Raw genomic sequence first — 25221 nt, forward strand, 5'->3', positions numbered from 1 at the left:
TTTACTATGTCTAATAATAAATCAGCTTTTACCATAGTGTTAATATTTTTAATAAGTACTAATATATATGCAAAAAAAGAACCTCAAGAAGCTGAATTTGATACTAATTTTTTAATGGGAAATACAAAAAATAATATTGATATATCAAGATTTAAATATAGAAATCCTATTTTACCCGGTACATATTATTTAGATGTATATGTGAATAATAAATGGATAGGAAAGCAAAATTTCGATTTTAAATCAACATTAAAAAAAGATAACGCATCTACTTGTTTTACACTTAATAATCTTCTTAATTATCATGTGAAATATTCAGCACTACAGCACCTTAGTAGTAAGAATAGTTTAATGTGTGCCTCTCTATCGGAATGGATACCTGATGCTTACTATGATTTTGATACATCTATTCAGCGTTTAGATATTTTTATTCCACAAATAGCAATGCAAACAAAAGTCCGAGACTATGTTGATCCTAACTCTTGGGATCATGGAATTAATGCAGGATTTTTATCATATAATGCCAATACATATGAGATACAAAATAATATTACTAAACAAAATAAAAATTCAAATGCTTTTATTAGTTTATCAACAGGAATAAATATTAATACATGGCAACTACGCCATAGTGGACAATGGCAATGGAGTAATAGTAGAAACACTTCATATACCCCCATGAGTACTTATTTACAAAAAGCAATTCCTAAATATCAAAGTTTGGTCACACTCGGTGAGAGTTTCACTTCAGGCAATATATTTGACTCTATTGGCTATAGAGGTATCGATTTTTCAAGTGATGACCGTATGCTCCCTACTAGTATGCAAGGATATGCACCACAAATTCATGGTATAGCCAAAACAAATGCAAAAGTAGAAATTCGGCAACGGGGACAGCTTATTTACCAAACTATGGTATCACCTGGTGCTTTTGAAATTAATGACTTATATCCAACTGGTTTTGGAGGAACCCTTGATGTTGCTATTTTAGAATCTGATGGCTATATACAGAAATTCTCTATCCCTTATTCTGCCTCTATACAAATGCTTAGACCTCAACGTAAAAAGTTTTCATTAACACTGGGTCAGGTTGGGGAAAAAACTTTAAACGCTCACCCTCTTTTTTCTCAAGGCGTATTCCAATATGGCTTAAATAATTATTTTACAACATTGACTGGCTTACAATTATCAAATAACTATTGTGCATTAAGTTTAGGTACCGCTCTTTCAACTAAGTTGGGTGCTTTGTCGGCAAACATTACATATAGCAAGGATAATCTAATAAATCAAAAGTCTTATTCAGGAAAAACACTAAATCTAACTTATAATCGGATTATAGAACCAACCAACACCCAAATATCTATTTCAGCTTCAGAAAAATTGAGTGGTAACTATTTCACCTTAAAAGATGCAATTGCATTAAAAGACTATATACAGCATACGAGTTATTTCACAACTAATAATTTAGGTGGCCAAAAAAATCAATTGCAAGTGAATTTCAATCAGGCTTTACCTAAACAGTTCGGCAGTTTTTATCTAACAGGCTTATGGGTCAACTATTCTGGGAATCAAGCCCCAAATAAAGAATATCAATTTGGCTATAATAATATATATAAAGGTCTAAGCTACTCAATGTCTATAACAAGTCAACAATTGCAGTATGCAAATCAAAAACTTGGCCATAATACAGAGTATTTACTTTCTCTTTCCTTTCCACTTAATTTAAAAAAATATTATCTCAATACAAATGCCAGTTTTTCTCAAGACAATCAAACAGTCGGAGTTAATGGATTAATAGGAGATCGATTAAGTTACAGTACAACACTGGCAAATCAGTTTAATCAGAAAAGTATAAGCCTTAATACAAGCTATAAAACTAATATAGCCACGATAGGCATAAGCTATGCGCAATCTGATAGTTATAAACAAACCATGCTTAATTTAAGTGGAGATGTCGTTTTACATTCGCATGGTGTACTGTTCAGTCCTGAACAAGGACAAACGATGGGTATTGTTTATGCACCAGATGCAACAGGAGCAACCATTAATAGCAACCCTAATATTCTCATTAATAAATATGGATATGCACTTATCCCATATTTAAATCCTTATCGATTGAATGATATCTATATTGACCCTGAAAAAATGTCAAACCGTGTAGAACTTAAAGAAACGAGTCATAGAATTGCACCTTATGCAGGTGCCATCACAAAAATTGTTTTCTCTACAGACAAAGGGTATGCCATTTATATACATAGCAAAATGCCTAATGGACAGCCTTTACCTTTTGCTGCACAGGTATATAACTCTAAAGGTGAAGTTGTTGGAATAGTTGCTCAGGGAAGTCTAATTTATGCACGTACTCCTTTAGCAAATGATATTCTTAGAGTTAAATGGGGTGAAAATGCAATAGATCAATGTAGGGTCCATTACTCACTTAAACCTAGAGTAGAAAATACCCAACTTAATATGTTTATGGTTGAAGCAACATGCCAATAATTCGTTATATATACCTCGCGCTATTCTTTTGTTTTTTCACAACCCATAGTTATGCTTCATGTATACCATATGGAATATTTACTGTTACTTCTACGATTACTCCTGTACAACAAAGTATAAGCTTAGGTCGTATTGTTGTAAAACCTTCTGATCAAATTGGACAAGTTCTTAAAGAATACACAAGCCAAATATATCAGAAAGAAAGCTATTTAATTTGTGGTTTCAGCATAGACTCATATTTAGCCCAAGGAGAATTATCTCAACGTCGTCCATTAAGTAGTCTTGGTAATAATATTTACTCAACAAACTTAGGTGGTATTGGTGTACGTATTTCTATACAAGAAGGTGATACACAAAAGGACTTCCCATTTAGTACATTAATTAATACTTATGTACAATATTTTTCACTTCTTGATCTTGGTTATCGTTATTCATTAGACAAGACTTACTCACTTAAAGTTCAAATTATTAAAACAGACAATAGTACAGAATCAGGTACACTAAATTCTGGACGCTATGCCATTTACTATACGGATAACAACAAAAGTAAACCTTTATTAACTGTAGATCTTAACTCAACAACAATCGCATCCTCTTCTTGCTTAATTACAAATAATAATACCACTGTAAAACTAAATGATGTAACTCGGTCAAGTTTCAGAGGTATAGGTTCGGTGCAAGGAGAACAAAACTTTCAAGTTAATGTATTATGTAATGGAGGTGACAATCTCACATCCTATACTGAGCAGAATCAAATTGGCGTAAATTTTAATTACACACCTTCAGATTATAATTCACAAGCTATAAAGAATACATCAACCAACTCTCCCGCCTCTGGAGTTGACCTTCAACTACTTTGGAATGATAAAAATGAAGTCGTTTTAAATAATTATAATTATGTGCTTGGCTCAGTTGTTTCAAATGATACTCAAACCTATGAAATTCCATTGAAAGCGCGCTATATACAAACAAAAGAACAAGTCACTCCTGGACAAGTACAAGGACTTGCAACAATTACCATTAATTATGAATAAAAAAAGCCACGAGTACCGTGGCTTTTAAAAAATAGGAATTAACCTAATTTTTTAGTAACGTAATCAATTGCTGATTGAACAGTTGTCAATTCATTTGAATCTTCATCAGGAATTGTGATGTCGAAATCATTTTCAAAAGACATAACAAGCTCAACTAAGTCTAAAGAGTCAGCACCTAAGTCATCTGTGAAAGATGCTTCGTTTTTGATTTCTTCAGCACGCATACCTAGTTGTTCTGCAACTGCTTCTTTAACACGTTGTTCGATATCGCTCACAGGAAATTCTCCTCATTGCTTGTGGCGTTTAAATGCCGTTAGTTTAATGGAATAAAACAAATATTGAAAGTTTATTAGCACAGCATTAAGCCATGTATAGACCACCATTTACATGTAATACCGTACCTGTAATGTAACTAGATTTTTCACCAGCTAAAAAACTGACCGCATCAGCAATATCTTGGGGGTTACCTAGACGTGCCAAAGCGACTTGTTCAGTCATTTTTTTACGAATTTCTTCGCTAAGTTCATCTGTCATTTCTGTTGCAATAAAACCTGGTGCAACACTGTTCACTGTAATTTGACGGCTTCCCATTTCCTTAGCCAAACTACGGCTAAATGCCTCAATACCTGCTTTCGCGGCAGAATAGTTTGCTTGTCCAGGATTTGCAAAATGTGCAACTACAGAACTGATATTAATAATTCGACCAAAGCGAGCACGTGTCATGCCTTTTAATACACGCTTAGATAGACGATATACTGCTTTTAAATGAATATTTAAAATATCATCCCAATCATCTTCGCTCATACGCAATAAAAGATTATCACGTGTAATACCTGCATTATTTACAAGAACAAGTACTGAACCATATTCTTTTTCGATATGCGTTATTAATGTATCAATTGCAGCTGCATCACGTACATCTAATACAGCGCCAACACCATTTTCTGCAAACTGTGCAGTCAGTTTTTCAGCGCCAGCTTCTGATGTCGCTGTACCAACAACAAAAAAACCATCATTTATAAGCTGTGCAGCAATTGCAGCACCAATACCACGGCTTGCGCCTGTTACTAAAGCAATCTTACGTTGTTCTTGAGTCATGCAATTTTTCCTTCTGCCACTAAAATTGCGTTTAGGGCATCTTCCATACGAGACTTATTATCAAGCGCAAATGTTTTCTCAATATTTGGCAAGCGCTTTGCCATATTACTTAAAACATTTCCTGGTCCACATTCAACAATATAGTCAATGCCTTGATCTTGTAAAAGCTGAATTGTGCTTGTCCATTGAACAGATTTATATAATTGCTCTGTTAAAGCTTGACGTAATTCAGCAACACTTTGTGCAGCTTTTGCATTTACGTTTTGTATTACAGGAACAATAGGTAACTCAATGGCAGTTTGTTCCAAAGCTTCTGCGAACTTTTCTGCAGCTGGTTTCATCAAAGAACAATGAGAAGGTACAGAAACAGGCAATGCAATTGCTTTACCGCTCTGAGCTTTCACAGTTACCATTACTTGTTCAACTAAATTTGTTGTACCAGCAATAACAACCTGTCCTTTAGTATTAAAGTTAGCTGCTTCAACACTACCCTCTCCTGTAAGAGAAGCTTGCTGACAAAGCTCTAATACTTGCTCATCTGCTAATCCTAAAATAGCAGCCATAGCACCTGCACCTTGAGGAACAGCATGTTGCATAAGTTGACCACGTAAATTTACTAACTTAACAGCATCTGTAAGTGTAATGGCTTTTCCTGCAACTAATGCACTGTACTCACCTAGGGAATGACCTGCTAAAAACTTTGGAGCAACACCTCCTAAAGACAACCAAACACGCCAAAGCGCAATACTTGCTGTGAGTAATACAGGCTGAGTATTTTCAGTTTGATTTAGCCCCTCACCTGTTTGTGCAATATTCCACAAATCAAAGCCTACAGCATCAGATGCCTCAGCAAATGTTTCTCTCACCTCAGAAAATTGGTCAGCCATCTCTGCAAGCATTCCAATTTTTTGTGAGCCCTGTCCAGGAAAAACAAATGCCGTTCTTTCTGCTTGAGCAGCTTGCTCAAGTTGTTTAGCAGACATATAAGAATCCTTTTTTATCTTCTTTTGAAGTTACGGGATGCAATTTATCATTATTTTTTATACTTTTTAATTGCCAAATAGAACATTTCACGCAATAAAAAAAGGAGCTTACGCTCCCTTTTTTTATTAAGCAAATGCCTAATAGCTTCAATTATTCAGCACTTGCTTTAGCGAATAATTGACGACCACGGTAAAAACCGTCTTTAGTTACGTGGTGGCGACGATGAGTCTCACCAGTAGCTTGGTCTACAGTTAATGCATTCTCGGTTAAAGCGTCATGTGAACGGCGCATGTCACGGCGAGAGCGACTTTTACGGTTTTGCTGAACGGCCATGATGGCTCCTTACAAAAAACGAAAAAATGGATCAGAACAAAATAGTTGTCTTAACCACCAAGTATAGCATACTTTTTAGTTAAGTTTACCCTTCAAACTTGCCAATACATCAAACGGGTTATCCCGTTTTTCTTCGACAACGTCCTGCTCGGTAGGTTGATGCTTATGCTCACAAACAGCATGTTTAGGAGACAACGGCAACAACAATAATAACTCGTCTTCTATCAGTGCAAGTAAATCAACAACAGCAGGTTGATCGAAAGATCCCTTTGTTGAAGACTCATTTTCACCTAGAACGACGAAATCAGCATCCTCATCCAAGCGCTCTATCAGTGACTCATCTTCGACTAGCGCCAAATGAACATGAGAAACTAAAGCTTCCTCTACAGTACCTAAACAACGTTGGCACTCTAAAGGTACTTGCGTTTCTGCCTGCACATCCAACCATACTAGACGTAAATATGCGTCCATTGATAGCTTACAGTTTATTTGAACCTGTTGATTATCAACAGATTCAACGGCTTCACGAGCGATTCGAGCAAAGCGAGACAGGGGCAGTTTACCTGACCATGTAAAGCCTTGTTCAGCCCATTTAAACGGCTCAATTTGTGCCGGAAAGGTATTTGCTGACATAATTAAGGCGGCAATTCTACAAATTCATCTGAACTCTGTCAAAGTTTAAGATACAATTTCCCACTTTAAAACAGAACTATCGGGTAAATTAAGTCATGCAATCGTTGCTAAAGCAACCTAAGACTCATTCGTCATTACTTGTCTACACCCTAACCAACTTGGACTCTTGCCTACCAGCAACACAGGTACAGCTATCGCCTTGGCATACATTAACGACTGAAGAATCGCAAGTGGATTGGCTTATTTTACACTTTAATCATTGGTTTTCCCACCATAATGTCAAACTAATTAAGGGAGATCATGAACCTGAATATTTTCCAGCACAAAATCAGACTCCTGCACGCATACAATTTGCTCATGGTTTCTTTAATAGTGCCTTACATGAAATTAGCCATTGGACCATTGCGGGTAAACATCGTAGAACACTTCCCGATTTAGGTTATTGGTATGCTCCTGATGGGCGAACCAAAGAACAACAGGCTGTTTTTGAACAAGTTGAAGTAAAACCTCAAGCGATTGAGTGGTTGTTTGCAAAAGCCTTTGGCAGACGATTCCGCGTATCACTTGATAATTTAACAGGAGATGCAGGCGACAGTAGATATTTTAAAAATAATGTATTCCAACAGATTGAGTCTTTTTTTCTAGGAACAACAAAGTTGCCACAGGATGCAGCATACTTCATCTACTATATTTGTCAGAGTACTAGAAATGGAAAAATTCTTTCACTCGATGAATTTAAGCGAGAAGAGCTTGACTAGCTGAAGTCAAATAAATGCTTACAATTTATTGGTAAATTTTAAGCATTAGATACATAATACACCTCTACTGAAGACTATTTTGGAGATAAAAGTGCTTCACTTAAGAGTTCACCCAGATAACCCACAACCTAGACTGATTCAGCAAGCCGTGGAAAGAATTCGTAACGGTGAAGTCGTTATCTATCCAACAGATACAGCCTATGCTATTGGTTGTCAAATTGGTAATAAAGCTGCAATAGAAAGAATTGCTCAAATTAGACAGTTAGACAATAAACATCAATATACAATTCTGTGTAGCGATCTATCACATCTTGCAAACTTTGCGAGAGTAGATAATGCAACCTATCGCCTTCTCAAGTCGCATACCCCTTCAACCATTACATTTATTTTACCTGCAACAAATGAAGTTCCTCGTCGCTTAATGCACCCTAAGAAAAAAACGATTGGTCTTCGTGTACCAGACAACACAATATGCCAAATGTTGCTTAAAGAGCTTGGTGAACCTCTGCTTACTAGCACTCTCATCTTACCAAATCAAGATGATCCACTTGATGATCCTTATGAAATTGAAATGCAGTTAGAAAAACGTGTAGATGTTTTCTTAGATAGTGGATTTGGTACACTTCATGTGACGAGTATTGTAGACCTATCAGGTGACCAACCCACTGTTATTCGTCATGGGTTTGCAGATGTAAGTGCTTTTGAGTAGAGCTATTTTTTCTAACTGAATTAAATATTTTTCACCTTTTTAATTTATTAACACAAATAATTCAGTTAGAATGCAGATCTAAGTGACTCAACTTCGTATCAGTTGAGCTTCATCATGCTTTTGAAAATTCGCGTGGCCAAATACGATATGAACTCTCCCATCTTTCCATCGATGGATACTTCTACATCGATCCGTGTTATGGATGAATGGCAAGAAGTTATTCCTGAAGATTTATATATTCCACCATCAGCATTTGAAATTCTGTTAGAACATTTCGAAGGTCCACTCGACTTTTTAATTTATCTCATTCAAAAAAATGGTTTTGACTTATTACAGTTAGATATTGCCCCTATTGCAACACAATATCTCACCTATATAAGTGCCATGAAGTCCATGAACATTGAGCTTACTGCCGACTATATGGTGATGGCAGCACTCCTAGCAGATCTAAAATCACGTTTATTACTTCCTAAGCCTAAAGCAGTAAATTTAGAAAAAGACCCTAAACAGCAGTTAATCCAAAAACTCGAAACGTATTTACGCATTAAAGATGCAGCAGAAAAACTTGATGCTTTAAATATTCTCGAGCGTGATACTTTCCCCACCAATGTAACAGTCAATAATACATCTAAGACCTATGAAGGTTATGATGCGGAATCTTTAAAGCTTGCTTTACTTTGTGTTTTTAACCGTCCAGAACCCATCACACATAAAATAGAACAAGAACCTGTACAGCTAGAAGAAAGAATTGCGTATGTCCAATACTGCCTAGATACAGGTAAGACATTTACTTTCGATACGCTGCTTAAACCAAGCCAAGGAAAAATGGGAATGGTTGTGACCTTTATGGCAATTTTAGAGCTTACACGCCAAAGTAAAGTCAATATTATTTCAAATGGCGAAGAAACACCGTTGGCAATTCGAGGGGCATAAAACATGACAGATATCACAACTATTTTAGAAGATGAGAATCAGCATGAAGTTATTATGCAGCTAGAAGCTATTATTTTTGCAAGTGATGCACCTGTCTCAATTGCACGCTTGAAAGAAGCATTTAAAAATCAATATAATAAAACACAGCTCAGATATTTTTTAAAACAATTAACCCTATTACAGCATGGCAGATCGATCGAATTGGTTGAAACAGCACAAGGGTTTCGGTTTCAAGTTCGTGCAAAATATCGTGATATTATTGCGCAAACATGGCCAGAACGTCCGACAAAGTTATCTCCATCACTGCTCGAAACAATTGCTGTAATTGCATACCATCAACCTGTTACACGTGCAGATATTGAACAAATTCGTGGTGTAACAAATAATAGTCAAATATTGAAAAATTTATTTGATTGGAGTTGGATTAGAGAATCAGGTTTCCGTGAACTTCCAGGAAGACCTGCCTTACTTATTACCACTCCCCAATTTTTAAATGCTTTTGGCCTGTCATCTTTAGGTCAATTGCCTCCCCTGCAGGATGCCAAGGAAGCTTTCATGACACTGGATGCCAATGCACCAAAGTCGTGAATAGGTGGACTGTTGCTTGATTAATTCTAAGGTTTACTGTTATGAGTGAAAAGTTACAAAAAGTTTTAGCCCGCGTTGGTTTGGGGTCGCGTCGCTACATGGAAGAAGTTATTGCTGCTGGCCGTGTAAGCGTCAATGGTAAAGTTGCTCAAGTGGGTGAACGCATTGAGCTTGGCGATGAACTTCGTATCGATGGTCGTAAGGTACAGTTTCAACTAGAAGAAGAAATTCGTCGTCGTGTGCTTGTTTACTATAAGCCTGAAGGTGAAATTTGTTCTCGAAATGATCCTGAACAAAGACCTACTGTATTTGACAACCTCCCACAAATTGCAAATGACCGTTGGGTTATGGTTGGCCGTTTAGATATAAACAGTACTGGCTTATTGCTGTTCACAAATGATGGTGAACTCGCAAACCGCTTAATGCACCCTTCCAATGAAGTTGAGCGTGAATATGCTGTACGCGTTATGGGTGATCTTACCCCAGAAATGCGTCAAACTTTAATTAAAGGTGTAGAACTTGAAGATGGCCCTGCAAAGTTTGAATCAATCACAGATTTAGGCGGTGAAGGAATTAACCGTTGGTATCAAGTTGTGGTGAAAGAAGGTCGTAATCGTGAAGTACGTCGCCTCTTTGAATCTCAAGAGTTAAAAGTAAGTCGTTTACTACGTACACGTTATGGCTCAGTCATTTTACCAAGAGAACTACGTACAGGTCGTTGGATTGAACTTGATAAACAAGACATCGACATTTTAGCCAAACTGGTTGAACTTAAACCACGCCAAGGTACGGGGTTATTTGGTCTTGCAAAACGTCGTGCAGACCGTATGACTGAAAAACCAATGGCAGCTCGTCGTGGTGGATATCTACGTCAACAGCGTAGAGATGAAAGTGAAGGGGCGGCAAATAGTAAGCCTTCAAATGCATCAGATCGTCCAAAAAGACCATTAAATGTGACAAAAAAGCCAACTTTTAAAAAACGCGATCCACAGCGTTAATTAATATAAAAAAGCCTCAATAATGAGGCTTTTTTATTGCTTAAATTTTAGGAACATCAAACCATAGCGATGTTGGGAATTGTTTTTGAACATATTCCTTTAAATAGCGCTGTGTTTCTATTGAAATCGTCTGGTCTTCAGACTCATCATATAAATTATATGCAATGGCATGTAAATTCATGTTTCTAGATTTCAAAGCTTCTAAACTTAACAGCGTATGGTTAATACTACCGAGTCGACCCGATGTTACTAAAATAACGGGAAACTCATGTTGCTGAATATAATCAATTGTCAGTAAGTCATCAGTCAGTGGCACCATTAAACCACCCGCACCTTCTAATAGTACAATCTCAAACTTTTCTGCGAGTTGCTGTGTAGCATTTTCTATCTTATTAAAATTAATAGGACGCTGATCTAACTTTGCAGACAAGTGTGGTGATGCAGGATAACTGAATATTTCAGGCATTGTTATTTTTAAGTGATCCTCTTCAAAAAGTGGCACCCCCATAATTTCACGATGTTTTAAAATATCTTCCGAATACGCTTCATTGCCTGTTTGAATCAGTTTTTGTGTAATAACAGACTGACCTGCTTCCAAATATTGTTTCGCCAAATAGCCTGTTGCATAAGTTTTTCCAACTTCGGTATCTATACCACTGATAAAGTAAACTTTACGGCTCATTAGACTCTCCGAGCAACAATATAAATAGGATGATACGTTAATGGATAATGTTTTTGATTATCTAATCCGTTATAGCTAAATTGATCGGTATAATCAGCGTCAAACTGCTTTAAAGTATTTTTAGTCCAAGCAAAACCATTGGTATTTGCTGTTACGCCTGTTGCTTTCAAATGCTTTAATACCGATAAAGGCTTTAAAAAATCTAAGACAATTTTATTTTCTTCAATATGCAATACATCAAAACCATGTTGTATAAGCTGCTGCTTTAAATAAGCTGAAGATGAATATGCCAAGCCCTGTCCAGTCAATGCTTTAATTTCTTTTAAATTTTCTGGCCCAAAAATAGAAAATATAAACCAACCTTGAGCCTCTAAATACTCATGAACCTTTTGAAAGAATTGCGGTAAATCATGCATCCATTGCAACGCTGAGCTAGAAACAATTGCATTATTTTCTTTTGGAAAGGCAATCGTTTCTGCATCACCAATATAAAAATCCATATTAGGAACATTTTGAAAAAACCCTTCTACTTCAGGATAAATATCATTCACAATATAGCGATCAACATGCAAGCGATCTAATAATCTGTGAGTGAGCATTCCTGAACCACAACCAACCTCAAATAGCTGTGGCAATGCTTTGCCTACATAACTTTGTATTAGTCCTGCCAAATATTCACATATTTCATGTTGTGCAGTTGCATGCTGTGTATAGCTATCTTTAGCACGTGCAAAACGTTGTTGTACTTGTTGCTTAGAAATACTCACAATATATCTACCAGCTTTTCAAGTGCCTGTTTTGGAATTGAAGCAGTAAGAGAAACTCTTAATCTTGCAGTATTTTTAGGTACAGTCGGTGGTCTTACAGGCATGATATAAAAGCCATGTGCCTGCATTTCTTTTGCCTGATTTACAGCCTTTAAACTGTCTCCAATAATAATAGGGACGAGATGACTCGTAGAAGGGCTACTATAGCCTTTTTTAATAACTTCAGACTGTAAGTAAGTACTTATTTCGCCAAGTATATGACGCTCTCTTTGCATGGTTTGCATATGCTCAAACATAAACGTTGTCCAAGCAATATTTATTGGTGGTAATGCTGTACTAAAAATAAGTGGGCGCATTGTGTTAATTAAATAGTCACGAATAACTGGCTCACAAATTAGATATCCACCGACCGAAGCCACTGCTTTACCAAATGTTCCAACCAAAAAATCGATTTCTGAAATCACTTGATACTGCTCTGCACACCCTAAGCCTAAATGACCTCGTACACCAATCGCATGTGCTTCATCAACATACAGCATGACTTTTGGAAATTGTTTTTTCAGTTTCACAAACTGTCTTAAATTTGCTTCATCACCATCCATACTAAAAATACTTTCGGTGACAACAATAATCCGTTCAATCTCTACACTATCATGATACTTTGCAATCAGTTGTGATAAATGTTCGATATCATTATGTCTATATCTTAGATATTTACTTTGACTTAAACGTATGCCATCAATAATGCTCGCATGAACTAATTTATCTGCCAGAATAAGTGTTTGGCTGTCTGCAAGTGCAGGTAAAATACCAATATTCATGTGGTAGCCACTATTAAATAATAGTGCAGATCTTCCTAAAAATGCATTAGACAGCGCTTTCTCACATAACGTATATTCTTCAAAATTACCTGTGAGTAATCGTGAGGATGATGAACTAAAGTAGTAAGATTTTTCATCCAAAAACTGTTCAGTCAAATGCCTTTTTGAAGCAAGACCTAAATAATCATTCGAAGATAAATTCAGCATGGTTTTATTTTGGATCGTAATCCAATAATCATTTTGCTGATTGGCAGTAAACTGCCTAAAATTACCTGTAGATTTTAATAAATCTAACTTTTCTTCGTAATGTTTTAAAATAGACATTAAGCGCTCACCTGATTTTGTATGATTTCAGCAAGTTGCGTTAATAAAAATACCAATTCATCATCAGTAATCACATAAGGTGGCATGACATATATTAAACGCCCAAATGGACGAACCCAAATGCCACGGCGTACAAATTCATCTTGTAAAACTGCCATGTTTACAGCATTCTTCATTTCAACAACACCAATCGCACCCAAAACACGTACATTTTCAACTGTATCTAAATCATTTAATGGCTGTAAGTGCTTGAGTAAAGTCGCTTCAATACGCTGAATATTACTTTGCCAGTCTTGAGACACCAGTAATTCGGTACTTTTTAGTGCCACAGCACATGCTAAAGGATTTGCCATAAATGTTGGCCCATGCATAAACACACCTGCCTCACCTGAGGAAATCACTTCTGCAACATGCGTATTTGTTAAAGTTGCTGCAAGCGTCATATATCCACCTGTTAGCCCTTTACCAATACACATAATATCAGGCTCCACATTGGCATGCTCCCAAGCAAACATTTTTCCTGTTCGCCCAAAGCCTGTCGCAATCTCATCAAAAATCATGAGTACATTATATTTCTCACACAATACTTTGGCTTGACGCAAATATTCAGGATGATAAAAACGCATACCTCCCGCACCTTGCACAATTGGCTCAATAATCATGGCTGCAATATTTTTATGATGTGTTGCCAATGTATCTGCCAATGCCTGAATATCTTCTTTAATCCAAGTCTCACCATAGCGACTTTTCGGTGCAGGTACAAAATACCGAATAGGTAAACAACTACCAAACACTTGATGCATCCCTGTTACAGGGTCACATACCGACATCGCATTCCATGTATCGCCATGATAGCCTGAGCGCGTCGTCACAAAGTTAGTTTTTTGATGCTTTCCTTGCGCTGTCCAATACTGAACAGCCATTTTAAGTGCAACTTCAACCGATACAGAGCCAGAATCTGCATAGAAAATTTTATCGAGCGTTGGCGGCGTAATTTTAAGTAATAACTTACCAAGCTCAATAGCAGGTTCATGCGTTAAACCACCAAACATCACATGCGACATTTTATCTAATTGATTTTTAACTGCGCGATTTAATTCTGGATGATTATAACCATGAATAGTACACCACCAAGAGGACATACCATCAATCATAGTGCGACCATCTTCTAGCTCTATGGTAGAGCCATAAGCACATTTCACCTTAAATGTTGGTAAAGGATTAAGCATAGATGTATATGGATGCCATAAATGTTTTTTATCAAATTGGTCTGTCATCCCATCACCTTTTTTTTACAAGATCATGGCATACTAATTTTTTTTAAATCGAAAAACTATTGCTAGATACTTCAAATTTTCACAATTATTCTAGAGAACATAAAAATTTATGAATAGCCTGCAAAGTTTCTTGCACATGAAAAATAGGAAACGCATGACTGACATTTTGCAATACTGTAGTTGTTATAGATTTGGCAAGCATTTTCGCAATATTTCCAACAACTTGGCAAGGAACCAATGTATCTTCATGACCAAATATATAATGTATATTAAGCGAAGTGTCTTTCAAATTATCAACTAAGTTTAAAGATTCAAGCAATCCCAAACCCATCTTTAACTGGTCAATTGATAAGGTATCTACATGTTTTAATATAAATTGCCAATTTTGTTTTAATTGTTCTTCACCACGGCAAATATTTAAATAAAACTGTTTTAGTGTCGCTTTCTCATTTGCATCATAACCATTTCTGAATGATTCAAAATCACTTAATGGCATTGCATAGTGCCAATTTTCACGGCGCACAAAACTTGGATTAGATGCTAAACAAATCACAGGTTTACGAATATTTTCTGTTTCAAATATTTTTAAAGCTAGCCATATTGCAAGTTGCCCACCCAATGACCATCCAACAATCACATCAGATTTAAATGCCAAAGCATATATTTTATTAAATATCTTTTCACTAAACGGGTCAAATATATCAATAACCGTCGCTTGGTATCCAACTTTTTTAAGCTGTACTGCCAATGGATCAAGTAAGTTTTTACTTACCCCCCACCCACTGATGATTAATGCTGTTTTCATTCAAAATGATTACACGTCAAAATTTATAATCTATAGTGTAGCCCTATCTACAATAAAAAAAACCCTCTAGATAAAGTGACATCTAGAGGGGTTTTAAAACAATAAAACTTAAATTATTTTACTTTCTTCTGAATTTCGCGTTTTGCTTCTTCTAATGTTTTCATAAAGTTTTTGTCTGCATGTAAACGTGCAACTTCTGCAGAACCTGTAATACGACCCATATCTACATCACTTTGCCAATGTACACCACAAATCACACGACTTTGACCAAACTCATAACCACGTTTTAAGATTTCATTTTGACGCTCAGGACGAATCTCAGCCAAGATCAGTGCAGTAGACCAACCAATTGTTGTGTGGCCTGATGGATAAGAACCATTTTTACTTAAAGCAGCTTCTTCATTTGGTGTGCAAGAGTGTGAACCAAAGAATACAAATGGACGTAAACGCATATAATGCTCTTTCGCTGCTTTCGTCGCATAATTACCACTATCCGTACGTAATTTTCTTAAAATCTCATACGTAATTGGTGTATTTGTTGGTGAAATTTCTACACCAAGTGCTTCAGAAAATGGCTTACCTGTATTTGCATCAGACAAATCTGCATCTTCCGCCGCTTGTTTCCAACGTTCCGTACCAATCATACTACGTGCTTGATCATATGCAGCTTTATCACGTAAAAAATCTATACTGTTATATGCCGGTGGTGGTGGAATAATTGCCAAACTATCAGGTGCTTGGTCTGGTTGTAAGAAAGAATTAGAAGGTGTTTCTGCCGCAGACGTGAATGTTGAGAAACTCATGCAAGCCATTACAGCACAAAGAAGTGTTTTAGTTTTCATACGTTCTATTTTCTTAAAGTAGATATTTATGTTGAGCACACGATACGATATAAATTTGACAAAAACATGACAAAAATATACATGAAAATAAATTTAGTATTATTTACTTACATGCATTTATATATCGTATAAAATACGTCTTGCATGATACTTGGATACTCCTGATTAAAGTGTGCACCACGACTTTCTCTACGATTGAGTGCTCCCGTAACCATGAGTAATGCCGTCGTAATCATTTTATTTTTAGGAAATGCTTTCTTCCAAGTAACCAATTGAGCATACAACTTCATTAAGCCATCTTGAGTACGAACAATACCAAAATAACGACTCATCCATTGTTGAAGCATTTCATGAGAAAAAGTTAATTCTGATGTAGTGGCAATCTTCAATGATTTTTGTTCAAGCACTTGTATTTCATTTAGATGAGGAATACTCCACACTGCTTGTTCAACCATATCTTCTGCAGCAGAACGACCAACAACAATACATTCAAGCAATGAGTTACTCGCCAAACGATTTGCGCCATGCAAACCTGTACATGCCACCTCACCCACAGCATATAAATGCTCAATATCGGTATGCCCCAGTGCATCTGTGAGAACACCACCACAACTATAATGAACTGTAGGTGCAACAGGAATCATTTCATGACAAATATCTAAACCCAATGAATGACATTTTTCATAAATTGCAGGAAAATGATTTTGGATAAACTCGGCATCTAAATGAGTCATATCTAAAAACACGGGTTGCTGATTTTGTTTTAATATTTCCTTAGAAATTGCACGCGCCACAACATCTCTTGGCGCGAGTTCTGCACGTTCATCATAGTCTGGCATAAAGCGATGCCCATAAACATTACGCAAGATTCCACCTTCCCCACGCAATGCTTCAGAAATAAGAAAACCATCTGCATTTGGTATAGCAAGTCCTGTCGGATGAAACTGAATAAACTCTAAGTTTGCAATACGGCAACCTGCCTCCCAAGCCAATGCAACCCCCTCGCCTTTTGAGGTAATTGGATTGGTTGTTCTTTCAAATAGCTGCCCAACACCGCCTGTTGCAAGGACTGTATACTTTGCAATAAATGTGCGTTGCTTATCATCTTTGCGACAAACAACCCCTTGGCAATTCTTTTCACTCGTGATCAGAGACTCAACATCATAGCCAATCAGGCAATCAATATGTGCAGCATTTTCAAGTTGTTTTACCAAAGCCTGAATAACCGACTTTCCTGTATGGTCTGCAACATGCACAATACGTCGATGGTCATGCCCACCTTCTTTGGTTAGATGTAATACGTCTGTCTCAAGACTTGAGTCTACATCAAATACCACACCCTGTTGCTGTAACCATGCAATTGCTTCAGGCGCTTGCTCTAAAATCTTTCGGGTATTCTCGACATGGCATAAACCTGCACCTGCTATACACGTATTCTCGACATGATTTTCTATCGTATCCGTTTCAGCCAAAACAGCTGCAATACCACCTTGCGCCATATAGCTTGAACAAACATGAATGTCATCTTTTAAAAACAAACCCACACGCATATTCTGAGGCAAAGACAATGCAACCGTTAAACCTGCTAAACCTGCACCAACAATAACAACGTCATACTCAAAACTTTGTACCATGTTGCTGCTCCACTAGCCATGCTTTAAAAGACTGCGCTCCTGCGTTTAAAGCTTGTTTATTTTCTTGATTAAATTTCTGATATTTTTCAGAAAAATTTAGCATTTTTAAAATTGGTTTTTCGGCTGCTACAATTAAATTTGCATCTAACTCAACACGATTATGCTGATGTTCTAATACATTTAGACATGCTTCCAAACCATTCATTGCCATCCATGGGCAAAATGCACAAGATTTACATGTTGCACCATTACCTGCTGTAGGCGCTGCAATAAACTGTTTCTCAGGTGCTTGTTTTTGCATTTCATGTAAAATGCCCAAATCTGTAGCAACAATAAATGTTTGGTTCTCATACTCTGTAACTGCTTTAAGTAATTTACTGGTCGAACCAATAACATCTGCATGTGCCACAACTTCAGCAGGTGACTCAGGGTGTACCAAAACCAATGCATCTGGATGTTTTTTCTTTAAATGCTCAAGCTCGATACTTTTAAACTCGTTATGAACAATACAGGAGCCTTGCCATAACAGCATGTCTGCACCTGTTTCTGCTTGAATATAGCTTCCTAAATGACGATCAGGCCCCCAAATAATTTTTTTTCCCTGTGAATGTAAATACTGCACAATTTCAATAGCAATCGAAGATGTAACAATCCAATCTGCACGTGCTTTCACTTCTGCACTGGTATTTGCATATACCACAACTGTACGGTCGGGATGATCATCACAAAACTTTGAGAATTCATCAATTGGGCAACCCAAATCGAGTGAACAAGTAGCATCCAAATCAGGCATAAGTACTGTTTTATGGGGACTTAATATTTTAGCCGTTTCACCCATAAAGCGAACACCTGCAACAAGAAGGGTCTCGGCAGGATGCGACTTACAAAACTTCGCCATTTCGAGTGAATCACCTACCATTCCACCCGTTTCTAAAGCCAAATCTTGTAATTCAGGCTCAACATAATAATGTGCAACCATCACTGCACGGCGCTCTTTGAGTAATTGTTTAATTTCTTCAATATATTGTTGTTGTTTTTCTTGCTCTATTGGTTGTGGCACTTTCGCCCACGCATTATGCAAAGTACAGCTATTTTCAGCTTGCTGTTCTTTGGCATCAGTTAAATACGTTTGCATGAAATCCAACGATGGCTTTTCATAGAGATAATGCTCAATAGCGTTTTTCATTACATTCATCCAAATTACTTCTTCGCCAATTATGCTCATAATGAGTATATAAATTCAAATCATTTTTACTCAACTTGAGTATAAATTAATTAAAGTACTGATATATATAATTTTTAATTTTAAAAGTTATAATATTTTTAATTTTTTCAGAAGTATTCAAGAAGTCATCTGTTTCAAATACAATAAACACGATGAAATTCAATAATGCGATATAAGAGAACATAAAATATATATGGTTCAAGAAACAACCACCGAGCTTGTTGCTGTACTTATTGCAGTGACACACTTTTCAGCACGTGTTTTAACAATTCATGAGGGAGATCTATTGCCCTTTGGCCCACTTACACCTATTCATCACTCACTACAAGCAGGTGCTCGTACATGGGTACAGCAACAAACAAGACAACCTCTTGGCTACATGGAGCAGCTATACACTTTTGTAGATATTAAACGCTCAAAAACCATTGGCTACCCTGTGGTATATGTCAGTTATTTAGGCCTTGTCAAAGAAGCAGATGAAGAAAAACTCGCTTTAGATGCCAAATGGCATGACTGGTATGACTATTTCCCTTGGGAAGATAAACGAATAGCCCAATCTAGTGAAAAAAATCAATTAATTATCAATAAAATACAGGACTGGATTGACTCATCTTCAAATATTGAAATACATCTACAACGTACTCAGCGTATGAATTTGTGTTGGGGTCTAAATGGCCATGACTGGCAAGAAGAAAATGTACTTTTACGCTATGAACTCATGTATGAAGCAGGGCTTATTGCCGAATCTCCATATTTTAATCACCAGTTGCCTGAAAAAATTACAGGACAACCAATGCACAACCATCATCGCCGAGTACTTGCCACAGCCATGACACGGCTACGTGCAAAGTTAAAATATCGCCCTATTATTTTCGATCTTATGCCATCTGAATTTACACTTTTACAATTACAAAAAAGCTTGGAAGCACTTACAGGTATTGAACTTCACAAACAAAACTTTAGGCGCTTTATACACAATCAAAATTTGATTGAGGCAACAGGTAAAGAAGCCATTGTAGAACGTGGCAGACCTGCTCAGCTTTACCGCTTTAAAAATAATGTACTCCAAGAAAGTCTGCTTTCGGGCTACAAACTCCCTGCTGCCAATAATTAAAAAGATTGCACCGTTATAAATTTCCAACATATACTCTATATGAGCATATATTGGAGATTTACTATGCATTACGCATTGCCTGACGTTATTTTACAACCACTTGTAGATGCAGCTTTAAGAGAAGATTTAGGACGACGTGGCGATGTAACATCTGCGGCAGTCATTCCTGCTCAGAAAGAAGCAAAACTGCATATTGTGGCTCGTGAGTCAGGTGTTCTATGCGGTATAGATTTAGCACGACTTACTTTTAAAACCATGAATGCTCACCTTGAGTTTCATGCACACCTCGAAGATGGTGCTGCACTTGCACCCAATACCATTATTGCATCTATTCAAGGTAATGCACATGCCATTTTAAGTGCAGAGCGTACAGCACTGAATTTCCTTACACATCTCAGCGGTATTGCTACCACAACCCACGAAATCCAAAGTAGTATTTCCCATACATCTACACGCTTAACATGTACACGAAAAACAATTCCAGGATTAAGAGATGTTCAAAAGTATGCCGTACGTATAGGTGGTGGGCGGAACCATCGCATGGGACTCGATGATGCTATTTTAATTAAAGATAATCATATTGCACTTTCAGGTGGAGATATTGTTTCCACCATCCAAAAAGCCAAAGCATATGCAGGACATCTAATCCCTGTAGAAGTCGAAGTAGATACACTAGAACAGCTTCAACTTGTATTACGAGAAGGCGTATCACTGGTGTTATTAGACAATATGTCTCCTGAAATACTCAAAAAAGCTGTTGCAATGTGTGAAGGCAAAGCAGCAACAGAAGCATCGGGTGGTATTACTCCTCAAACTGCTAAAGCCGTTGCAGAAACAGGGGTTAACTTTATGGCACTTGGCTATTTAACACACAGCGCACGCTACCTAGATATTGGTTTAGATTATTTATAACTCTCATCATGGTTGTAAGCTAAAAAAGCTTACAACTGCTGTTTAATACGTCATAATAAATTTTATATTTATTACACATATTAAAATGCATATGAATACTACAAAACAGTTCATTCTCAGATGTTTATATTTTTTCTTTATCAGCGTGTCTAGCATATCTATCAGTCATGCAGAAATGTCTAGTTTCTCAAAAGCAGATACAAAGGAATGGGTCGGAAAGTCTGCGCCAATGTTTAACTTACAAGACCAATATGGAAAATGGCATACACTTGAGCAATATAAAGGCAAATGGTTAGTGTTGTATTTCTACCCTAAAGATAACTCCTCTGGCTGTACAGAAGAAGCCAACCAATTCAAACAACTCTACCCTCAGTTTTTAAAAAGCAATGCAAGTGTACTTGGCGTAAGTTTAGATTCACTAGCATCACATGAAAAGTTTTCAAATAAACTTTCATTACCTTTTCCAATATTGGTGGACAATCAAAGTAAATTAACAGCAGCATTAGGGATTGTACGCAATTTAGGAATTACCAAAATTGCCAAACGAGAAACTTTTCTTATAGACCCACAGGGTACAATTATTTATCACTATCAAAGTATAAATACCGAAACACATGCGAAACAAGTGCTTTCAGATATCCAAAAGAATAATTTAAGGCATTAAGCATAAAAATGGAATACATTCTTTAAGATCATCACAAGGCAAGGCAAGTTTCTTTTTTAAGAAATAGTCTTGCACCATTTGTGCCTGTTGCTCCACCCCATAACAATTGAATGCTTTGCCATATTTCAATTTGTAACGATAACGCCTGTTACATATGGCACCAAACACAACATTTACGCCTTGTTGTAACTGCCAAACATGCACCATTTCATGAATAAACCAAGATTGTTTATAAATATCTAATATTGAAAAATCTTCAACCCAATTTACAGGATTAAAATAAACTTTACCATTTGGACTCATAGCGTAGTTTTTCATAACTGCTTTATGTGCAATAATCTCTACATTCTCTAAAACAATATGGTTATTAAAAACAGACTGTATCAGTTGTTTTTCACCAGAAGTTAATGAGCGTTTATGTACAATAAAAATTTGATTTAGCTTTTGCCAAATAGAAATTAGCATGGTGAAGCACCTATAGATAAAAATTGTGCAAACTTATTGGTTATCTGTAGTTTTATTCAAAAATACAGATTTTTTTGACGTGAAAAGCTCAATATTCGTGTAGTTTCGTATATAGTAGCATCTACCGAATTATTCCCTTATATCAATGTGTAACCGACCATGAGCTGAATAATTAAATCCAAAAAATCAGCCCATTGTTCATCCTTATAGGAATAGGATTTTGTTTAAATGAAAAATTTTAAAATTGCGCTTGCTCAGTTTTCTCCACATATCGGCAATATTGAAAGTAATACCCAAAAAATAATTGAACAGGCAAGCAAAGCAAAACAAGAGCATGCTGACCTCATTATTTTTCCTGAACTTAGTTTAATTGGCTACTCAGCTGAAGATTTACTTTTACGCCCAAGCCTTAAAAAAAGAACGAAACAAGCTTTTGAGAAACTAAGTCATGTTAAAGACATTATTATGGTTTTTGGTTTCGCTCATCAAACTGAGGATGGTCAAACATTTAACTCTGCTGCGGTTATGAAAGACGGGCAAGTTTTAGGTGTATATAACAAACAAAACCTACCAAACTACGGCGTGTTTGATGAAAAACGTTACTTCAATACAGGTAACCAACATCTTATATTTGAATATGCTGGTCATAAATTTGGCGTACTTATTTGTGAAGATGTCTGGAACTTAAACACTGTACAACAACTTGCCAAATTGAATGTAGATAGCATTTTAGTATTGAACTCATCTCCTTACGAGGTGGGTAAACCACAACACCGTGTAAAAACATTACAAGAAGTTGCAAAGCAATTGAATATTAATATTGTCTATAACAACCAAGTTGGTGGACAAGATGATTTAATCTTTGATGGATCAGGGTTTGTCATCAATAAAAATGGTGATGTTGCTTTACAAGCAGAAAGCTATAAAGAAAAGGTTTACTACACGACATATCAAACTGAAAAAGCATGTTTTGAAAGTTCAGAGCAACATGCTCCACTTGAAACCATGGCTGAAATTTACCAAGGTTTAGTTATAGCAACACGTGACTACGTACAGCGTTCAGGCTTTCCAGGCGTTATTTTAGGGCTTTCTGGAGGTATTGACTCTGCACTTACACTTGCAATTGCAGTTGATGCTCTCGGTGCAGATAAAGTACAAGCTGTAATGATGCCTTATACTTATACTGCAAAAATTAGTGTAGAAGATGCAGCAACACAAGCGAAAAATTTAGGTGTTGCTTTTGGTATTGCTGAAATCAACCAAATTGTAAACAGCTACCAACAAACACTATTCCCTTTCTTTGGCAATTCAAAAGCAGATACAACAGAAGAAAACTTACAAGCACGTGCACGCGGTACGCTGCTTATGGGACTATCTAATAAATTTGGTAACCTTGTACTTTCTACAGGAAACAAGTCAGAACTTGCTGTTGGTTATTGCACACTATATGGCGATATGGTTGGCGGCTTTGCTGTACTTAAAGATGTTTATAAAACCATCGTATTTGAGCTTGCAAAGTACCGTAACAGCATTTCTGAACAGCCTGTTATTCCTGAGCGTGTCATTACTCGTCCACCTTCTGCCGAATTACGTGCCGATCAGAAAGATCAAGACTCTCTACCAAGTTACGATGTCTTAGATAGTATTCTTTATGCCTATATTGAAGAAGATCAAAGCCAAACTGACATCATTGCACGTGGTTTTGACAAAGCAATCGTAGAAAAAGTAATTAATCTTGTAGATAACAATGAGTATAAACGCCGTCAAGGTGTTATAGGCCCTCGTATTAGCTCAAAAGCTTTTGGTCGTGAAAGACGTTACCCAATTATGAATGGTTGGAAAGCAGGTATCTAACCTCTTAACCAAGAAGCCTAACTAAATGTTAGGCTTCTTTTTATTTAAAGGGAGTCCTAACCTAAAATCCGATTCATCGTAATATCATCTGCCAAGAAAAATACCCATAATATAAGCGGTAAAATTATTACGAATATTAAATATATAAATTACTTATAGATTAGCTAAATAAAAAAGCCCCCAATAGATATACTCTTTGGGGGCTTATAACTTATATTTCTATAAGTTTAAATTTGGTGGCTATGACTGGACTTGAACCTGTGACCCCAGCATTATGAGTGCTGTGCTCTAACCAACTGAGCTACATAGCCATTTTGTGCGTGCATTATCTATATTTATTCGTTTTACGTCAACACCCTATCTATTCGAGTGCTCACCAAATATTCAAATATATACTAAGGCTGAGCAAATACAATTTTTCCTGTTTTATCTTTATCCCAATATTGGAAAAGTTGAGTTGCAAATTGTTTGATATCTTTTCTAACTATTGTAGTCTTACCATGTGAAATATAATCAAAACGAGACTCATCAAATGACCTCATTTTTGAACGCGCATTTAAAGCGTACTCATCATAACGTTGTGTAAACTCATTTACATAAGCATCTTCTGTCACATACCAATTATGGTTTATATCCATATGAACATATTGTTTTTCACGCGCTGTCAAATACATAGCCAACGTCACATAGCCCTTTCCCTCACCATATTGTTCAATAAATGATGTCGTATCTGTTGGCATAGGCATAGACATTGGAGTCTTAAATGAAGCACCTCCATGTAATGTTACTTTTTTCTCGTCCAATTTAATATCTTGATCATTTATTACACCATCATGATTTTTATCAAAGCTATTGAATGTCTTTAAACCAATATCCTGAAACTCTTTTAGCGTCAATTTTTGGTCTTTATTTTCATCAAGTATATTAAAGCGTACATGAGCCTGCTTTACTGACATACTTCTATGACTTTGCATCATTTGATCAAATTTTTCTAGCTCAAAGTCCACAAACTGTTGTCGATTTACATGATTGCTAGATTTGAATAAGCTGTCATATTGTGTTGTAAACCTCTGAACAAATTGTTTTTTAGATATCTCATTTGCATTATCTTCTGCAAATAACTTGACCCACCTATTGTTTGTTATTTGAGGTGACTCCTCGATACCCGTTGTAAATATAAGACGGGTATCCTTAACCTGTTCTGAGGCCAATAAATGGCATGATGCCAATGTACATAAAGAAATGATTGCTAAATATTTTTTCATGAA

General features: G+C 36.5%; 26 protein-coding genes and 1 tRNA gene. 11 read left to right on the forward strand and 16 right to left on the reverse strand.

The window, feature by feature from the left end:
• Nucleotides 1-6 precede the first annotated feature (6 nt).
• Both AC1MPL_RS11180 and AC1MPL_RS11185 read left to right on the forward strand, forming a co-directional pair.
• Entirely contained in the window at nucleotides 7-2499 is a 2493-nt protein-coding gene (locus AC1MPL_RS11180) for a fimbria/pilus outer membrane usher protein (protein ID WP_479766021.1), read from the forward strand.
• Nucleotides 2490-3533 (forward strand): fimbrial protein, encoded by a 1044-nt coding sequence (locus tag AC1MPL_RS11185; protein ID WP_479766022.1) that lies wholly within the window; start codon nucleotides 2490-2492, stop codon nucleotides 3531-3533. Before AC1MPL_RS11180 ends, AC1MPL_RS11185 begins: the two co-directional genes overlap by 10 nt.
• Before the next feature lie 38 nt (nucleotides 3534-3571).
• Here the strand turns inward: AC1MPL_RS11185 and acpP are convergent, their stop codons facing one another.
• From acpP to AC1MPL_RS11210, 5 genes are all read right to left on the reverse strand, one after another.
• A complete protein-coding gene (acpP, locus tag AC1MPL_RS11190; protein ID WP_195770660.1) occupies nucleotides 3572-3808 on the reverse strand; it encodes an acyl carrier protein in 237 nt (78 codons plus the stop codon).
• An 85-nt stretch (nucleotides 3809-3893) separates the two neighbouring features.
• Nucleotides 3894-4631 (reverse strand): 3-oxoacyl-ACP reductase FabG, encoded by a 738-nt coding sequence (gene fabG / locus AC1MPL_RS11195; RefSeq protein ID WP_479766023.1) that lies wholly within the window; start codon nucleotides 4629-4631, stop codon nucleotides 3894-3896.
• A complete protein-coding gene (gene fabD / locus AC1MPL_RS11200; protein WP_479766024.1) occupies nucleotides 4628-5614 on the reverse strand; it encodes an ACP S-malonyltransferase in 987 nt (328 codons plus the stop codon). Before fabD ends, fabG begins: the two co-directional genes overlap by 4 nt.
• Nucleotides 5615-5765: 151 nt before the next feature.
• Nucleotides 5766-5948, reverse strand: coding sequence for a 50S ribosomal protein L32 (rpmF, locus tag AC1MPL_RS11205; RefSeq protein WP_023273709.1), 183 nt, complete (start codon nucleotides 5946-5948; stop codon nucleotides 5766-5768).
• Between the two features lie 75 nt (nucleotides 5949-6023).
• A complete protein-coding gene (locus tag AC1MPL_RS11210) occupies nucleotides 6024-6581 on the reverse strand; it encodes a YceD family protein (RefSeq protein ID WP_479766025.1) in 558 nt (185 codons plus the stop codon).
• A 95-nt stretch (nucleotides 6582-6676) separates the two neighbouring features.
• Here AC1MPL_RS11210 and AC1MPL_RS11215 point away from each other — a divergent pair, with 95 nt between their 5' ends.
• The 5 genes from AC1MPL_RS11215 (at nucleotide 6677) to rluB (ending at nucleotide 10567) form a co-directional block, all read left to right on the forward strand.
• Nucleotides 6677-7339 (forward strand): elongation factor P hydroxylase, encoded by a 663-nt coding sequence (locus AC1MPL_RS11215; protein WP_479766026.1) that lies wholly within the window; start codon nucleotides 6677-6679, stop codon nucleotides 7337-7339.
• Between the two features lie 91 nt (nucleotides 7340-7430).
• Nucleotides 7431-8048, forward strand: coding sequence for an L-threonylcarbamoyladenylate synthase (locus tag AC1MPL_RS11220; RefSeq protein ID WP_479766028.1), 618 nt, complete (start codon nucleotides 7431-7433; stop codon nucleotides 8046-8048).
• 147 nt (nucleotides 8049-8195) lie between these two features.
• The gene (locus AC1MPL_RS11225; protein ID WP_237412915.1) at nucleotides 8196-8981 is read left to right on the forward strand and encodes a segregation and condensation protein A; all 786 of its coding nucleotides are present in this window, start codon (nucleotides 8196-8198) and stop codon (nucleotides 8979-8981) included.
• A 3-nt stretch (nucleotides 8982-8984) separates the two neighbouring features.
• Nucleotides 8985-9569 carry an SMC-Scp complex subunit ScpB gene (scpB, locus tag AC1MPL_RS11230; protein WP_237414908.1) on the forward strand — a complete coding sequence of 195 codons (585 nt, stop codon included), beginning with the start codon at nucleotides 8985-8987 and terminating at the stop codon, nucleotides 9567-9569.
• A 41-nt stretch (nucleotides 9570-9610) separates the two neighbouring features.
• Nucleotides 9611-10567 (forward strand): 23S rRNA pseudouridine(2605) synthase RluB, encoded by a 957-nt coding sequence (rluB, locus tag AC1MPL_RS11235; RefSeq protein WP_479766029.1) that lies wholly within the window; start codon nucleotides 9611-9613, stop codon nucleotides 10565-10567.
• A 40-nt stretch (nucleotides 10568-10607) separates the two neighbouring features.
• On the opposite strand, the gene bioD is transcribed toward rluB, so the two are convergent.
• From bioD to nadA, 8 genes are all read right to left on the reverse strand, one after another.
• Nucleotides 10608-11249 carry a dethiobiotin synthase gene (bioD, locus tag AC1MPL_RS11240; protein WP_479766030.1) on the reverse strand — a complete coding sequence of 214 codons (642 nt, stop codon included), beginning with the start codon at nucleotides 11247-11249 and terminating at the stop codon, nucleotides 10608-10610.
• Nucleotides 11249-12016, reverse strand: coding sequence for a malonyl-ACP O-methyltransferase BioC (bioC, locus tag AC1MPL_RS11245; RefSeq protein ID WP_479766032.1), 768 nt, complete (start codon nucleotides 12014-12016; stop codon nucleotides 11249-11251). The genes bioD and bioC overlap by 1 nt, the downstream gene beginning before the upstream one ends.
• Nucleotides 12013-13161: an 8-amino-7-oxononanoate synthase gene (locus AC1MPL_RS11250; RefSeq protein WP_479766033.1), complete on the reverse strand. Its 1149-nt coding sequence runs from the start codon at nucleotides 13159-13161 to the stop codon at nucleotides 12013-12015. Before AC1MPL_RS11250 ends, bioC begins: the two co-directional genes overlap by 4 nt.
• The gene (gene bioA, locus AC1MPL_RS11255) at nucleotides 13161-14438 is read right to left on the reverse strand and encodes an adenosylmethionine--8-amino-7-oxononanoate transaminase (RefSeq protein ID WP_479766034.1); all 1278 of its coding nucleotides are present in this window, start codon (nucleotides 14436-14438) and stop codon (nucleotides 13161-13163) included. The genes AC1MPL_RS11250 and bioA overlap by 1 nt, the downstream gene beginning before the upstream one ends.
• A gap of 85 nt (nucleotides 14439-14523) precedes the next feature.
• Nucleotides 14524-15243 (reverse strand): alpha/beta hydrolase family protein, encoded by a 720-nt coding sequence (locus AC1MPL_RS11260; RefSeq protein ID WP_479766036.1) that lies wholly within the window; start codon nucleotides 15241-15243, stop codon nucleotides 14524-14526.
• 113 nt (nucleotides 15244-15356) lie between these two features.
• A complete protein-coding gene (locus AC1MPL_RS11265; RefSeq protein ID WP_479766037.1) occupies nucleotides 15357-16085 on the reverse strand; it encodes an acid phosphatase in 729 nt (242 codons plus the stop codon).
• A 107-nt stretch (nucleotides 16086-16192) separates the two neighbouring features.
• Nucleotides 16193-17719: an L-aspartate oxidase gene (gene nadB, locus AC1MPL_RS11270; RefSeq protein ID WP_479766038.1), complete on the reverse strand. Its 1527-nt coding sequence runs from the start codon at nucleotides 17717-17719 to the stop codon at nucleotides 16193-16195.
• Nucleotides 17703-18854 (reverse strand): quinolinate synthase NadA, encoded by a 1152-nt coding sequence (gene nadA / locus AC1MPL_RS11275; protein ID WP_479766231.1) that lies wholly within the window; start codon nucleotides 18852-18854, stop codon nucleotides 17703-17705. The genes nadB and nadA overlap by 17 nt, the downstream gene beginning before the upstream one ends.
• A 283-nt stretch (nucleotides 18855-19137) precedes the next feature.
• Here nadA and AC1MPL_RS11280 point away from each other — a divergent pair, with 283 nt between their 5' ends.
• The 3 genes from AC1MPL_RS11280 to AC1MPL_RS11290 all read left to right on the forward strand — a co-directional run bounded on the left by AC1MPL_RS11280 (nucleotide 19138) and on the right by AC1MPL_RS11290 (nucleotide 21634).
• Entirely contained in the window at nucleotides 19138-20058 is a 921-nt protein-coding gene (locus AC1MPL_RS11280; RefSeq protein WP_479766039.1) for an NUDIX hydrolase, read from the forward strand.
• 63 nt (nucleotides 20059-20121) lie between these two features.
• A complete protein-coding gene (gene nadC, locus AC1MPL_RS11285; RefSeq protein ID WP_479766040.1) occupies nucleotides 20122-20970 on the forward strand; it encodes a carboxylating nicotinate-nucleotide diphosphorylase in 849 nt (282 codons plus the stop codon).
• Nucleotides 20971-21061: 91 nt separating this feature from the next.
• Nucleotides 21062-21634 carry a peroxiredoxin gene (locus AC1MPL_RS11290; protein WP_479766042.1) on the forward strand — a complete coding sequence of 191 codons (573 nt, stop codon included), beginning with the start codon at nucleotides 21062-21064 and terminating at the stop codon, nucleotides 21632-21634.
• Here AC1MPL_RS11290 and AC1MPL_RS11295 read toward each other — a convergent pair.
• On the reverse strand, nucleotides 21623-22099 hold the full coding sequence (locus AC1MPL_RS11295; protein WP_479766043.1) for a type IV secretion protein Rhs: 477 nt from the start codon (nucleotides 22097-22099) through the stop codon (nucleotides 21623-21625). The two genes, AC1MPL_RS11290 and AC1MPL_RS11295, sit on opposite strands and share 12 nt — an antisense overlap.
• A gap of 228 nt (nucleotides 22100-22327) precedes the next feature.
• On the opposite strand from AC1MPL_RS11295, the gene AC1MPL_RS11300 reads away from it, so the two are divergent.
• A complete protein-coding gene (locus AC1MPL_RS11300) occupies nucleotides 22328-23953 on the forward strand; it encodes an NAD+ synthase (protein WP_479766044.1) in 1626 nt (541 codons plus the stop codon).
• Nucleotides 23954-24187: 234 nt separating this feature from the next.
• Here the strand turns inward: AC1MPL_RS11300 and AC1MPL_RS11305 are convergent.
• Both AC1MPL_RS11305 and AC1MPL_RS11310 read right to left on the reverse strand, forming a co-directional pair.
• A tRNA-Met gene (locus AC1MPL_RS11305) sits at nucleotides 24188-24264 on the reverse strand.
• 84 nt (nucleotides 24265-24348) lie between these two features.
• Complete coding sequence (locus AC1MPL_RS11310; protein ID WP_479766046.1) at nucleotides 24349-25218, reverse strand: EF-hand domain-containing protein; 870 nt, start codon at nucleotides 25216-25218, stop codon at nucleotides 24349-24351.
• Nucleotides 25219-25221: the final 3 nt, after the last annotated feature.

The organism is Acinetobacter sp. N1-1 (assembly GCF_056711485.1).